13 protein-coding genes and 5 tRNA genes are annotated in these 12,891 nt (G+C 43.0%); 3 read left to right on the top strand and 15 right to left on the bottom strand.

What is annotated here, in order from left to right; translation table 11 throughout:
* Positions 1-22: 22 nt before the first annotated feature.
* From BK582_RS04075 to BK582_RS04100, 6 genes are all read right to left on the bottom strand, one after another.
* Positions 23-98, bottom strand: a tRNA-Lys gene (locus BK582_RS04075).
* A 366-nt stretch (positions 99-464) separates the two neighbouring features.
* Positions 465-539 (bottom strand) — tRNA-Gln (locus BK582_RS04080).
* Between the two features lie 95 nt (positions 540-634).
* Positions 635-709 (bottom strand) — tRNA-Glu (locus BK582_RS04085).
* A 6-nt stretch (positions 710-715) separates the two neighbouring features.
* A tRNA-Thr gene (locus BK582_RS04090) sits at positions 716-791 on the bottom strand.
* A gap of 2 nt (positions 792-793) precedes the next feature.
* Positions 794-868, bottom strand: a tRNA-Asn gene (locus BK582_RS04095).
* Between the two features lie 155 nt (positions 869-1,023).
* Complete coding sequence (locus BK582_RS04100; RefSeq protein WP_078593109.1) at positions 1,024-1,272, bottom strand: hypothetical protein; 249 nt, start codon at positions 1,270-1,272, stop codon at positions 1,024-1,026.
* Positions 1,273-1,387: 115 nt separating this feature from the next.
* Here BK582_RS04100 and pdaB point away from each other — a divergent pair, with 115 nt between their 5' ends.
* Positions 1,388-2,149 carry a polysaccharide deacetylase family sporulation protein PdaB gene (pdaB, locus tag BK582_RS04105; protein ID WP_078593110.1) on the top strand — a complete coding sequence of 254 codons (762 nt, stop codon included), beginning with the start codon at positions 1,388-1,390 and terminating at the stop codon, positions 2,147-2,149.
* Positions 2,150-2,241: 92 nt separating this feature from the next.
* On the opposite strand, the gene BK582_RS04110 is transcribed toward pdaB, so the two are convergent.
* Positions 2,242-2,916, bottom strand: coding sequence for a KinB-signaling pathway activation protein (locus tag BK582_RS04110; protein WP_078593111.1), 675 nt, complete (start codon positions 2,914-2,916; stop codon positions 2,242-2,244).
* 179 nt (positions 2,917-3,095) lie between these two features.
* Between BK582_RS04110 and gerD the strand changes: the two genes are divergently transcribed.
* Positions 3,096-3,746 carry a spore germination lipoprotein GerD gene (gene gerD / locus BK582_RS04115; protein WP_331249172.1) on the top strand — a complete coding sequence of 217 codons (651 nt, stop codon included), beginning with the start codon at positions 3,096-3,098 and terminating at the stop codon, positions 3,744-3,746.
* A 102-nt stretch (positions 3,747-3,848) separates the two neighbouring features.
* On the opposite strand, the gene BK582_RS04120 is transcribed toward gerD, so the two are convergent.
* From BK582_RS04120 to BK582_RS04130, 3 genes are all read right to left on the bottom strand, one after another.
* Entirely contained in the window at positions 3,849-4,898 is a 1,050-nt protein-coding gene (locus BK582_RS04120; RefSeq protein WP_078593112.1) for an Mrp/NBP35 family ATP-binding protein, read from the bottom strand.
* A gap of 336 nt (positions 4,899-5,234) precedes the next feature.
* On the bottom strand, positions 5,235-5,957 hold the full coding sequence (gene cwlD, locus BK582_RS04125) for an N-acetylmuramoyl-L-alanine amidase CwlD (protein WP_078593113.1): 723 nt from the start codon (positions 5,955-5,957) through the stop codon (positions 5,235-5,237).
* A 63-nt stretch (positions 5,958-6,020) separates the two neighbouring features.
* A complete protein-coding gene (locus BK582_RS04130; RefSeq protein ID WP_078593114.1) occupies positions 6,021-6,458 on the bottom strand; it encodes a DUF2521 family protein in 438 nt (145 codons plus the stop codon).
* Positions 6,459-6,777: 319 nt separating this feature from the next.
* On the opposite strand from BK582_RS04130, the gene BK582_RS04135 reads away from it, so the two are divergent.
* Entirely contained in the window at positions 6,778-8,232 is a 1,455-nt protein-coding gene (locus BK582_RS04135; RefSeq protein WP_078593115.1) for a mechanosensitive ion channel, read from the top strand.
* A 97-nt stretch (positions 8,233-8,329) separates the two neighbouring features.
* Here BK582_RS04135 and BK582_RS04140 read toward each other — a convergent pair whose 3' ends face one another.
* From BK582_RS04140 to BK582_RS04160, 5 genes are all read right to left on the bottom strand, one after another.
* Positions 8,330-9,145 carry an inositol monophosphatase family protein gene (locus BK582_RS04140; protein WP_169910838.1) on the bottom strand — a complete coding sequence of 272 codons (816 nt, stop codon included), beginning with the start codon at positions 9,143-9,145 and terminating at the stop codon, positions 8,330-8,332.
* Between the two features lie 72 nt (positions 9,146-9,217).
* A complete protein-coding gene (phnE, locus tag BK582_RS04145; RefSeq protein WP_078593117.1) occupies positions 9,218-10,021 on the bottom strand; it encodes a phosphonate ABC transporter, permease protein PhnE in 804 nt (267 codons plus the stop codon).
* The gene (phnE, locus tag BK582_RS04150; RefSeq protein ID WP_078593118.1) at positions 10,021-10,839 is read right to left on the bottom strand and encodes a phosphonate ABC transporter, permease protein PhnE; all 819 of its coding nucleotides are present in this window, start codon (positions 10,837-10,839) and stop codon (positions 10,021-10,023) included. The genes phnE (BK582_RS04145) and phnE (BK582_RS04150) overlap by 1 nt, the downstream gene beginning before the upstream one ends.
* On the bottom strand, positions 10,839-11,612 hold the full coding sequence (gene phnC / locus BK582_RS04155; protein ID WP_078593119.1) for a phosphonate ABC transporter ATP-binding protein: 774 nt from the start codon (positions 11,610-11,612) through the stop codon (positions 10,839-10,841). The genes phnE (BK582_RS04150) and phnC overlap by 1 nt, the downstream gene beginning before the upstream one ends.
* Positions 11,613-11,955: 343 nt before the next feature.
* Complete coding sequence (locus BK582_RS04160) at positions 11,956-12,858, bottom strand: phosphate/phosphite/phosphonate ABC transporter substrate-binding protein (RefSeq protein WP_078593120.1); 903 nt, start codon at positions 12,856-12,858, stop codon at positions 11,956-11,958.
* Positions 12,859-12,891 lie beyond the last annotated feature (33 nt).

Below are 12,891 nucleotides of genomic sequence, written 5' to 3' on the forward strand. Positions count from 1 at the left end.
AGCTTGTTTCTTAAAAAGAAAATGGTGAGCCATGAAGGACTCGAACCTTCGACCCTCTGATTAAAAGTCAGATGCTCTACCAACTGAGCTAATGGCTCGCAGTTAATTCCACGATGATTATTCATGAAGCTTACGGACGACGTTTTGCTCCGCAGTCTCACCTGTTTCTTCCTCTTCCAGCTTTGCTTCGAAGTAGATCCGTCGAAACAACTCGATGCATTGGCTGAGAAGTAAATGCTCGTAACTGTGTCTCTTCCTCTGCCAGCTTCACTATGCAGTATATACGTCGAGACAAGTCGCAGTATTTCGGTGAAGCAAATGCTCCTAGCTAATGGCTCGCAGTTAATTCCACGATGATTATTCATGAAGCTTCCTGATTACTGACGATGCTTCACTTCGCTTCGTTTGTTCACTCTTCTGCTTATACCCGGCATTTCTTATTTTAAACAGGAATAAGAGAAAAATGGCTGGGCTAGCAGGATTCGAACCTGCGAATCACGGAATCAAAATCCGGTGCCTTACCGCTTGGCTATAGCCCAACAATCTGCAGACTGCTTCTAAATTTAATGAGCAGCTGTTTTAAACAAACGTTTATTTAATTCTTGTCTATTTTAGGAAAAAAGGCAAAAAAAAATGGTGACCCGTACGGGATTCGAACCCGTGTTACCGCCGTGAAAGGGCGGTGTCTTAACCACTTGACCAACGGGCCTCTTCATGGAGCTTCCTAGCGGGCTTGAACCGCTGACCTCATCCTTACCATGGATGCGCTCTACCTGCTGAGCTAAGGAAGCAATGGCTCCACAGGTAGGACTCGAACCTACGACCGATCGGTTAACAGCCGATTGCTCTACCACTGAGCTACTGTGGAATAATCTAATGATGAGACATAAAGTATTGTACATCATCACCGGATCAAATGCAAGACTTTTTCTATACTTTTTTCTTAATAAACCCCTGATTTTTTTCTCAGACAGACGTACGGCATAGGAGCAAAATTAATATATCAGTAATACAGAGTTACTGTCAATCTGTTGATGAAAACCTTTTGTACTTTTCCGAGTATTGTCTGCTTCTAACGTACTTCATGTATTCTTCCCGCGGTGTAAAACGTTTATATAAATTAAAGATAATCTGGTATCTTTCCTCCATCGCTCTTTTTACAATTCCTTCAATCCTTGAATCTGACAGGTCCAGTAAGATTTCTTCCATTTCCCGCTTTAGTAAGTATTCCATTTCCTGTGATTCCTTACTTGTCAGCATCATCCCTAACATGGTAGCACCTCCGTTAGTAGTTATAAAAATTATTTCTTTTTTTTATGTATTTTATTCATAACTGCCTGTCCAAGGAATAGACATGTAACTAAAGATAAGACAGGGGGGAAATGGGATGAATTTCATCTGGGTTTGGCACGCAAAGACGTTGAAAAGATTCATGATCGTTGCGATTGCAGCCTTTTTCACAGCCGGAATCCTGTATGTTGAATCACCGGAGCTTGCTGTATTTTCAACTGGAGACAAGCCTGTGGCAATTTATAAAGCAGAAACAGAAGAAAAAAAGGTGGCGTTAACTTTTAATATTAGCTGGGGAGAAGAAAAAGCAGTGCCCATCCTGGACACATTAAAGGAGCATAACATTAGTGAGACAACTTTTTTCGTGTCTGCTTCCTGGGCAGAACGGCACCCGGAAATTATAGAACGGATCCTTGAGGACGGCCATGAAATCGGGAATCATGGATTCAGACATGAACATTATACAAGCTGGGAAGAAGATAAAATAAAAAGTGATATTCAGACAGCCCACAGGATTATTGAGGAAGTTACCCAGGAGGCACCAAAGTATTTAAGGCCTCCGAACGGAAGTTTCGATGAAAGGGTACTCAAAATTGCAGAAACGCTAAACTACGATGTAATCCATTGGAGTATTAACTCTGAAGACTGGCAAAACCCTGGCGTGGAAAAAATTATTGAAAATGTAACTTCGAATACCGCCAGCGGTGATATAATTTTACTGCACGCCTCTGATTCAGCAAAGCAGACGAACAAAGCTCTTCCGGAAATAATTAAAGTTCTTGAAAGTGATGGTTTTCAGTTCGCAACTGTTTCACAGCTCATCTCTGGAGCCGAGGCTGAGGCTGAGGAAATAAAATGAAACTTCATCAGTGGGTTTTTTGTTCCCCCCCCGGTGATTGTTAGTTGCACCCATCGGATGTTAGCATTGGGATAAAATAGAAAAGCCAGCCATCATGTTGATGGCTGAGCTTTTTTGTGGTTAGCAGATTTGTTTTTTGTTGTTTTTCCTTTTTTCTGTCCTTTTTCTTCCGCAGGCTTACTCTCCGGTTCATGTAGTCGATGAAGCACAAGAACCTGCCATGTGTTGGCAACTAAAAGAGGGACAATGGATGTAAGCAGAAATGTCATATCATTTTCTCTTAGAGCCGGGATCCATTCAACCATTGTAACCACAACAATAAAGAATAAAGTAGGTATAAACGCAAGCCAGTGTGTGTCCTTACTTTTGAAGTAAGCCACGATGAGCCCGTAACCGAGCAGTAACAGAGGCATCACCGCAAACCCTAGCATGCCTTGTCCTTCTTCAGCAAAAGCCATATGCCTGAAGAACATTAAATCAAATAACGCAAACCCGATAAGGACTATCTGTACTCTGCTCCAGAGCTTTACTGATTTAAAGATCCCGAGGCCGAAACGATGTATTGTTAAATATGCAAAGAAACCCATTTGGGCAATAACTGTCCATATAGAGGCAGTAATAACCACCATCGCAATGCCCCCGAACTGGACGTTCATAAGGTCATTAAGATGTGTACGCCAGTCGAGAACAAAACCCATAAGCGACCCGGCAATTGTCCCAATCAGAAATGTTGTATAAAATAAAAAAACTACTTTTCGTGTATTCACTATGTTTCCTCCTGTAAAATCAGTACATACCATCCTTTATTCTAACAAAATAAAGCTTCCTTCCGCTAGTTTTTTCTTGAATTTGTCACTGCACTGCCATATTTAATCCCGCATAAATTCAGGGTTAATAACTCATATTATAAACACGGGCAATTGAAACTGAAAGGGGACTGCATCCTGTGTGTAAGTGGCATAATTTAAAAATATTCCTTTTGTTTACCAGCCTTATACTCATGATTTTGGCTACCGGCTGTGCTGCTGCAGAGGGGCAGAGCAATTCACAGCCCGATTATGAAAACACGAAGAAAATGATGGTAGATATGCTGAAAACCGATGAAGGAAAACAGGCCATTAAAGAAGCTCTAGAAGATGAAGAAATCAAAGGAGCTCTTGTCATGGAACAGGATTTTGTCAGGGATACTGTCACGTCTACTTTGACCTCGGACGCCGGCAAGGAGTACTGGACTACCGTCATGAAGGACCCTGAATTTGCAAAATCCTTCGCCGAGAGTATTCAGCAGGAAAATGAAAAAATTATAAAGAATTTAATGAAAGACCCTGAATATCAAAGTATGATGATTACCATTCTTCAGGATCCTGAAATGGAAGAAGAATATCTGGAGCTTATGCAGAGTAAAGCTTACCGCCAGCAGGTGATGACCGTTATGACAGAAGCGTTTGAAAGCCCTTATTTCATTTCCCGTTTAAATGAAATAATGGGAAAAGTCGCTGAAGAGCAAATGAAGAAAAAAGAAGAGGAAAAAGAGACACAGTCAGAAGGCGGCGAATCAGGCGGTGGTTCCGGCGGCGAGGGCGGGGGCGGCAGCTAAATAAACTCTTGAAAAGCCTGGCAGCATAAATCGGTGCCAGGCTTTTTTTTGCTGCAAAAACAGCGCTTCCCCGTAGAAGGAAGCGCTGAGTAATAACCTTATTTAATTTTCCAGTTTGCCGATTACTTTGTCAGCAATATCGGAATAAATCTCTCCAATTTTATGTTCCTGATCATAAATAGATGGAGCGAAATTATCTTCATCAATTTCCGGCTGGCCAAGTGGAATCTGAGCCAATACTTCCGTACGAAGTTCATCTGCAAGCTTTTCTCCGCCGCCTTTTCCGAATACATATTCTTTCTCGCCAGTTACTTTACTTTCAAAATAAGCCATGTTTTCCACAACACCAAGGATTTCATGGTCTGTTTTGATTGCCATGGCACCTGCCCGGGCTGCAACAAAAGCAGCTGTTGCATGCGGTGTTGTTACGATGATCTCTTTAGATTCAGGAAGCATGGAATGGATATCTAATGCCACGTCTCCTGTTCCCGGAGGAAGATCAAGCACTAGATAATCAAGGTCATCCCATTCAACTTCAGAGAAGAAGTTGTTAAGCATTTTTCCAAGCATTGGCCCTCTCCAGATAATTGGGGAGTTGTCTTCCACGAAGAATCCCATAGAGATTACCTGGACGCCGAAGCGTGTGACAGGGTATATTTTCTGCCCTACCACTTTAGGTCTTTCTTCGATGCCCATCATGTCCGGAACACTGAAACCATAGATGTCGGCATCAATGATACCAACTTTTTTGCCTTTACGGGCAAGAGATACAGCCAGGTTAACTGATACTGTTGATTTACCTACGCCGCCTTTACCACTTGTAACTGCAATAAAGGTTGTTTTTTTGTTGTTAAGGAGAGAACCGCCTTCTTCTTCCTCAGCTTGTCCGCCATGTTTCTCCAGTTCTTCGTCAGACATTTTTTCAAAACGAAGACCTACAGATTCAGCTCCTGCACCTTTTACTGCGTTAACCACGTTCTGCTGAAGCTGCATCTGTTCTGCTGTTCCAGGCTGGGCAATTGCTAATTTTAAGCTGACCATATCATTTTTGATCTTCAGCTCTTTTACTGCATTAATCTCAACAAGGCTCTTCTTCAAATGAGGTTCATTTACATCTTTAAGGGCGTTAAGCACCTGTTCTTCTGTTATCATTTTAGCACCGTCCTTTGCATATCCATGTATACGTTCTCACGTCAAACCTAGTATAACATACTATCCCCTGTGTTTATGATGATATAAATCACACAGAACCAAGTATCCGTTTCTATACTTTTAATTTTAGTGGCTGCCGGTTCCAACGTAAAGGATGGTGCTTTGTTATAGTATATTGCTATGGATTTTCGATAAAGGACGCTCGCTTGCACCACGGGCATAAGCGCAACATCTGCTTAATCATCACTCCGTTCGATTTCGCAGTGTTTTCTTTACCTCTGGCATTGCCTCAGCTTCTGTTATAACAAATTCCCCTGGGCCTTTAAATAAAAAACCTCACCCAGCATCGGGCAAGGGATCTTCAACCATATAGCGCATGATTCCTTCGTAAATAGAAGCAGCGACTTGCTGCTGATAATCTTCAGACTTCAAAAGCTCAGCCTCAGTTGGATTAGACAGGAAGCCCACCTCTACAAGAGCACCCGGGACGGAAGCCTGCTGTAATAAGTAAACACTGTTTATCGGCTTGGCTTCCCTTGTGGTGTTTTCCAGGTTTCTGATTATTTCTCCCTGTATATGCTTTGCCAGAATTTCATTTCCCTCTACAGTACGGTTATAAAAAGTCTGTGCTCCCCGCCACTTAGGAGAAGGGATTGCGTTCAGATGGATACTTATAAAAAGATCTGAACCAGATTCATTTATAAAAGCAACTCTCCTTCTTAAATCCTCTACCTTTCTCGACCTTACCCGCTTTGTGCCTTCTGCAGCTAAATCATGGTCTCCTTCCCTTGTCATCAACACCAAGGCTCCGGATTCCTGAAGATAGTCCCTGAGCTTCAGGCTGATCTGAAGGGAAATATCTTTCTCGAGGTCTCCAGCTTTAGAAGTAGCCCCGCCGTCAATTCCTCCATGGCCTGGGTCAAGCACAATCACTTTTCCGGAAAGAGGCAGATGCCAGCCAGTGGAATCTCTGCTCGAAAACTGATGTTCAATAAATATAATTAGTAAGCCGATACCAAGAGCCACGGCAAAGAGCTTCCATAAATTTATACTCCCCATTACCCTCGTCCCTCCTTATTCTCCCTTTCCTATTTATATGGGACGAGGTTTGTATTATGACTGCTAATGGAGTCTTAACCGATACTTTTTTTCTCCCTCTGTAAAGCCTTTTTTCCACCATTTTTTAATAAAAGCGGAGCTTTTTTTCCTGTGTTCGTCTATACTTCTTTCTCCCCCGGTATACCAGGCTGTAAACTGGCTCGCCGTCTGGCCTGTAAGAGCATTCAGTTCCTCTTCACACCGCTTTTCAGCTTGCTCTGCTGTTTCCCCGAAATAGCCAAAGCGGGCATACTCCGAGCCCAGCAGGTAAGCGTCTATTCCAATATCAAGGCAAAAATCCATTAGATACAGTGTTCCGACCGTTTCTCCAATTTGTCCGGAAAAGAACGTCCTCTCTGCATCATTTCTCATTTCGTGAATAGAAAGTGAACGGAGCATACTCCGCTCAAATTTCCACTGTTTCTTTCTCCTTCGTTCTCCAAGGTTATAAACGACGTTCATGTCTCATCGCCTCTGTTGTCATAATCCGGGGCTGCTCGCTCCGTTTGTCCTCTTAAAGCTTCCGAAAAAAGCGGAATTAAGTTCACCTTTCTCATCCTTTATTGTTTATCCTCTCGCCTAAATCATGATGGCGAAAAACTGGCACTGCTAGTAAATATCCACCATGGAGTCGTTTACCAGCAAATAACCGGAGATACTTGTTCACCACTCCTTACTTGCATCCCAAGTTTGACTTTTCACAAGTTGTGGTAACTATGCAATATGGCCGCAGCATTTTTCTACGTTCATTAACTAACAAAAAAATAAGGAGGAAATTAATATGCAGAATGTGTTCGACCAGTGGATGGCCTATCTTGGCTTCCTGCCTGAAATACTGATTGCACTGATTGTCCTGCTGATTGGCTGGCTTATTGCTAAAGGAATCGCTAAAGCAGTGAAAAAAGCATTGAATAAAACAAGCATGGACGATCGCCTTTTTGACAAGATGAATATTGATACGAAAAAATATTCTTCCGAGGATATTATCAGCAAGATTGTTTTCTGGATTTTATTCCTGTTTGTGATAATGATCTTCTTTAATATGCTTAACCTCGGAGGAGCAGTCGGGCCATTCAACGCCTTACTGAGCACTATTTTTGGGTTCATTCCTAACATACTTGGGGCTGCACTGATACTTGCTATTGGCTATGTTGTTGCCCGGTTAGTTAAAGGAATTGTAGTAAGCCTGTTAAAGAAGGCAGGAGCTGAACGTCTTTCAGAGCGAATGGGATTAAGCAAAGCACTGGAGGGCACTACTTTATCTAATATTATTGGTACGATTGTCTTCGTATTAATTCTCATTCCTGTTGTAATCGCAGCTCTTGAACGGCTGGAACTTCAGGGTATCGCCGCACCGGCAATCGCTATGCTTAACTCGATTATGACAATGATTCCAAATATCATTGTAGCAGTTCTGCTGATCGCAGCTGGTGTGTGGCTCGGTAAATGGGTGAAAAAAATCGTTTCCGGCCTGCTTAAGAATGTTGGCTTAAACAGCTTCTTCAGCAGTCTCGGACTTGGTGCAAAAGCCAGAACTGAGAACACTCTGACACCTGCTGATATTGTAGGATATGTTGCACAGGTTATTGTTGTATTACTGTTCACAATTGAAGCACTGCAGCTTGTGAACCTGCATAACATTGTAGGAATCGTGAATGCGATACTTGCATACTTGCCAATGGTAATTGGCGCACTGCTCGTGCTCGGTATCGGGCTGTATGTGGCAAACCTTGCACAGAAATTTGTTTCCAGCATGATTGTCCAGCGCTCTGAGGCAAAGCTCTTCGGAAACCTGGCAAAATATATCATTATTATCTTTACAGTATTCATGGCAGTTGACCAGCTTCAGATTGCCAACACTGTAGTAAACTCAGCATTTATGCTCATTCTTGGAGCCCTCGCCCTTGCATTCGGACTTGCATTCGGGCTGGGAGGAAGAGATTTTGCTTCCAGACGCTTAGCTAAACTGGAGCAGAAAATGGAAAAAACACAGACGAAAGAACCTGACACAGAGGCAGTAAAAGAAACAGCTAAACCGGATACTCTGTCTAAACCAGATACAAATCAGGAGGACTTAACTCCACCAGCAGGCGGGTCCGGAAGAAAAGATATGCGGGGCAAAACTACCGGTACTGCAGCAGATAATGATGCAGATATGTACAAGCCTGGGGATGCAAAAGACCCTGGTGACGACCACGATAACTTTGGACCAGGTAAAGGCGGACCACGCCGCTAACTTAACCTGCAGGAAAAGGATGGGCATTCGCCCATCCTTTTTGCTGTGCAATAATTCAGCTTTTCTTATGACAGCCCTGTGCGGGCACCGCCGGACGTCAATTAGATATTAACGGGCGGATGTATTCAGCGCAAACTTTTTTGTGGAGGTTCTTATGGGCTGTCAGCACAGAAGAATGTTTAAACACATATATATCTTCACCGCTTAGGGTCGACAGCTCCATTCCCTGTTCTTTCAGCAGGACATAAGCCGCTCCAAAATCCCACGGTCCGAGCCCGGCAAAAATTGCGCCATCAAACCGGCCGACAGCGACATAGGCCATCTCTAATGCAGCGGAACCTATACAGCGGAAGCCCCTGATCTCAGTGGCCATCTTCTGCAATGGCTGTTCTTCCAGATAATCATTCGGTGTCAGCCATAAATGATTCATACTGATTAAAGCCTGTTCAGATGAAGGTCCGTTAATTTGTTTATCGATTCTCTCTTCATTTAAATAAACGCCCTCTCCAGCAAGAGCATGGAACATTTCATCAGCCATTGGATCATAAATGACACCTGCTACCGGCTTTCCTTGTACAAATATACCGACCGAGACACAAAAGTTCCGCTTTGTATGTACAAAATTTGTTGTTCCATCAATTGGGTCAACCAGCCAGACGATTTCATTTTCCGGCTCATAATCTCCTTGCTCTCCAGCCGCCCCTTCTTCTCCTAAAAGAAAGTGGCCAGGAAAAGACTCTTTAATTTTCTCCGCGAAAAACGCTTCAATTTCTTTATCCTTTTCTGTTACCAGATCAGCGGCTGAAGTTTTATATTCTACTTCCAGCTCCCTGGTTACCGCATCCTTCAGATTTCTCCCTGCTTCATATGCCCATTCCTTTGCTGCCTCGTAAATTACTTTATACTCATCCATAACCATAATCCTCCCGTTAAAAATACAGATGGAGAATCATCAGATCCCCCATCTGGTTATCAGCATTGCAGATTAAACTAACTTCTTACGGATTTTACCACTGATTAAATCAATGATACTTACGAATACAACGACAACGATTAAGATCATACCTACATCTTCCCAGTTCCGCTGATACGTTGCCAGAATAAGCGGAGCACCGATACCACCGGCTCCTACAATACCTAAAACAGTAGATGCACGTACATCAATCTCGAACCGGTATATAGAGTAAGAAGAGAACTCCGGAAGTACCTGCGGCAGGACACCATACCACATTGCCTGAATTCTGTTCCCGCCGCTCGCCTTTATTGCGTCAATATTACTTTTATCAATGGATTCGATTACCTCAGCATACAGTTTCCCCAGCATCCCGATGGAGTTAATACTGATAGCAAGCACACCGGCATACGGTCCAATACCAACTGCAGCTACGAAAATAATCGCGAAGATTAATTCCGGGATGGCTCGGATGGCGTTTAAGATGGATTTTCCAATGTATGAAAATCGATGCGATATATTACGTGCTGCAAGGAACGCAACAGGGATAGCCAGGATTGTCGCCACTGCCACACCAGCATATGCGATAGCGATAGTCTCCAGCATATAGCCTATGTATACTGGAAACTGGACGATATAATCCATGTTAGTAATCGGGACAATAAATATGCGCCTTAATGTTTCCAGAGGTGAGGCCGCAGATCCTGAAACAGAGAACGAAGTGGTAAAGAATGCGTTTATATATAACGCACTGAGAATAAACATGATGATATAAAAATAAGTCTTTTGTTTCTTCGTCATTGCCATACGTAATGATACTTTTGGTTTTTCACTCATTATTCTAACCGCTCCCTTACGCGATTACTAATCAAGTCAATGATTGAGATCGCTACGAATGTCACGAGGATGATTGTTGCCACATTAGCATAGTTGAACGTGTTCAGCTGCTGGCGCAGTATTATACCAATACCGCCGGCGCCAACGAAACCAAGCACAACAGAGGCTTTCACATTTATCTCCAGAACATAAAGAGTATAAGATGCAAACTGAGGTAAAATCTGTGGCATAATCCCAAAAGTAATTACCTGAAAGACATTTCCCCCTGAAGCTCTTACCGCTTCCACAGGTCCAGGATCGATCGCTTCAATAGTTTCACTTATCAGCTTTGCAAGTATCCCTATAGAGAAGACGAATAAAGCGAGAATACCTGAAACAGCACCAATCCCTACCAGCGCAACAAACAATACAGCGAGGATAATTTCAGGGATCGTTCTAAGCAGGTTCAGAAAATTACGCACACCCTGGTAAAAAAGCGGATTTCTGTTAATATTGCTTGAAGCTATAAAACTTACAGGTAAAGCAACTAATGCAGCAAGCGTTGTACTGAAAAGAGCCATGTTCCATGTTTCCAGCAACGCCATCGCTACGCGGGGCAAATAGCTCCAGTTAGGCGGCCATAAGTCATCTACTGCAAATAGAAAAATGATCGGCAGCCCGTCAATCACCCTGTCAGGAAAGGCTTCTGTCTGATAGGCAGCGAGAAAATACAGGCCAATCACCACAGCTATTACAGACCCGATATACCACTTCACGCCTTTTGGAGTAAGAGGATATTTCTTTTGCTCTGTAGGTTGATTGTTTTCCTGCTTTTCCATTAGCTCTCATCTCCTCCGAGAAGATCCTCTTCTTTGATCGGACGGCCATAGATTTCTTCGAATGTTTTATCAGTTACTTTATCAATCGGTCCGTCAAATACAATTTCACCATCGCGCAACCCTACAATACGGTCGGCATATTCCTGAGCCATATCAATAAAGTGCAGGTTAACGAGGGTTGTTAAATTGTCTTCACGGCTTACCCGTTTAAGGTCTTTCATTACTTTATGTGATGTGGGAGGGTCAAGGCTGGCAACCGGCTCATCGGCTAAGATAACTTTCGGCTGCTGTGTCAAAACACGGGCAATACTAACCCGCTGCTGCTGTCCTCCACTCAGCTGGTCTGCCCGTACATATGCTTTCTCTTTTATTCCCACACGCTCGAGGTTATCCATTGCCATTTGCAGATCCTCCTGCGGGAATAAACCGAGCATAGAACGGAGAGTCCCGGTATGGCCAAGGCGGCCTGCCATAACATTTCTCAAAACGGACATTCTCTTAACGAGATTATAGTTTTGAAAAATCATTCCCGCTTCAGTACGGAGTTTTCTCAGCTGTTTTTCTTTAAATTTAAGGATATTTTCCCCGCCAAGGAGTAGCTCTCCCTCTGTCGGTGTTACCATGCGGTTAATGCTTCGGATTAAGGTCGATTTTCCGGCCCCGGACATACCAACAATGACCACAAATTCACCTTCATTAAGCTTTAAGTTTATATTCTTTAATCCCTGATGCCCGTTCGGGTATGTAAGGGAAACATTCTTGAATTCAATCACTGCTGTTCACCTTCCCAATGTTAACTTTTCTATAAGACCTGAGTGTTCTATTACAAATATTGATCTTTTCGCCGTACTGCCATGACAGCACGGTCCCGTTTCATGCTGATAATCTCGCCGCTCCAGTCAACAAGGCTTCCACATAAAGTGAAACTTCAATCAGTGAGGGTTTTGTCCATCCCCAACTGATGGTAAGTTGAGCTAATCGGGATGAACATCAGTATTTATCAGAATTTTCTATGAAAAAAGAAGGGCTCGCTGTCACTGCAAAAACGCACTCTCAGTGACAACAAAGACCTTCTTCATATTAGCAGTGCATTAATAATTTATTTATAACCTGAAATTAGTTGGCAAGGTCGTCTTCAAATTCAGCGAAAACTTCTCTGACAATATCGTAATCTTCTGATTCTGCTTCAACAATACCATCCCAAGTATAAATCTCGTGCATGATTGCAAGCATTTCTTCGTTATCATTTAAGCTCATGAACGCATCTACAATTTCTTGTTTAAGATCTTCCGGCATTCCGCTTCTTACTGAAATAGTATCATTTGGAATTGGATCTGTATAACCGATAACACGGAGATCATCGTAAATGTCCGGAAACTCGCCTGCGAGTGTATCCCGGGCATCGTCAAATGTTGTAGCGAAATCTGCCTGCCCGTCAAGTAACTGCATTATCGCGTTATCGTGACCGCCGACACTGAATCTCTGAAAATGGTTGTCCAGATTATCAACGCCCATATCAATTAACTGCTTAGCCGGGAACAGGAATCCTGAAGTAGAAAGGTCATCTGCGTATGCCCAAACAAGTCCTTCTTCCTCCAGTAAATCTTCAATACTTTCAATTGGAGAATCTGCTGGTACCGTGTATTGCGCTACATAGGAATCTTCCCCATGACGTACCGATTTCAGAATTACTTCCACATCAGCACGGTTCTCTGCCTGAACAAATCCAAATGGATTTAAGAAACCGATATCAACTTGCTGTGTTCTCATTGCTTCAATAAGACCACTGAAATCTACCATAACTTCTGCCTGAACTTCGATTCCGAGTTCTTCAGAAAGAAACTCTTCCAGAGGCTCAGCAGTAGTAGCTATTTCCCCTGCATCCTGAGAAGGAATAAAACCCATGACCAGTGTGTCGATTTCTTCGTTACCTGCAGCGTTATTATTTCCCCCGCCGCATGCAGCTAACGTTCCTGTGAGCAAAACTGCACCTAAAGAAAAAGCTAAACGTTTAAACAAAGCATGCCACCCCAATTTTCTGAATTTGTTGAA

This window comes from Evansella clarkii (assembly GCF_002019695.1).
GTDB classification, from domain to species: Bacteria; Bacillota; Bacilli; order Bacillales; family Salisediminibacteriaceae; genus Evansella; species Evansella clarkii.

What these genes read in the sequence shown, in the direction of transcription:
- BK582_RS04135 (WP_078593115.1), top strand. Translation starts at nt 6,778, where the DNA reads ATGCAGAATGTGTTCGACCAGTGGATGGCCTATCTTGGCTTCCTGCCT.
- BK582_RS04100 (WP_078593109.1), bottom strand. Translation starts at nt 1,272, where the DNA reads ATGTTAGGGATGATGCTGACAAGTAAGGAATCACAGGAAATGGAATAC.
- phnE (WP_078593117.1), bottom strand. Translation starts at nt 10,021, where the DNA reads ATGAGTGAAAAACCAAAAGTATCATTACGTATGGCAATGACGAAGAAA.
- BK582_RS04120 (WP_078593112.1), bottom strand. Translation starts at nt 4,898, where the DNA reads ATGATAACAGAAGAACAGGTGCTTAACGCCCTTAAAGATGTAAATGAA.
- BK582_RS04140 (WP_169910838.1), bottom strand. Translation starts at nt 9,145, where the DNA reads ATGGATGAGTATAAAGTAATTTACGAGGCAGCAAAGGAATGGGCATAT.
- cwlD (WP_078593113.1), bottom strand. Translation starts at nt 5,957, where the DNA reads ATGGGGAGTATAAATTTATGGAAGCTCTTTGCCGTGGCTCTTGGTATC.
- pdaB (WP_078593110.1), top strand. Translation starts at nt 1,388, where the DNA reads ATGAATTTCATCTGGGTTTGGCACGCAAAGACGTTGAAAAGATTCATG.
- BK582_RS04130 (WP_078593114.1), bottom strand. Translation starts at nt 6,458, where the DNA reads ATGAACGTCGTTTATAACCTTGGAGAACGAAGGAGAAAGAAACAGTGG.
- phnE (WP_078593118.1), bottom strand. Translation starts at nt 10,839, where the DNA reads ATGGAAAAGCAGGAAAACAATCAACCTACAGAGCAAAAGAAATATCCT.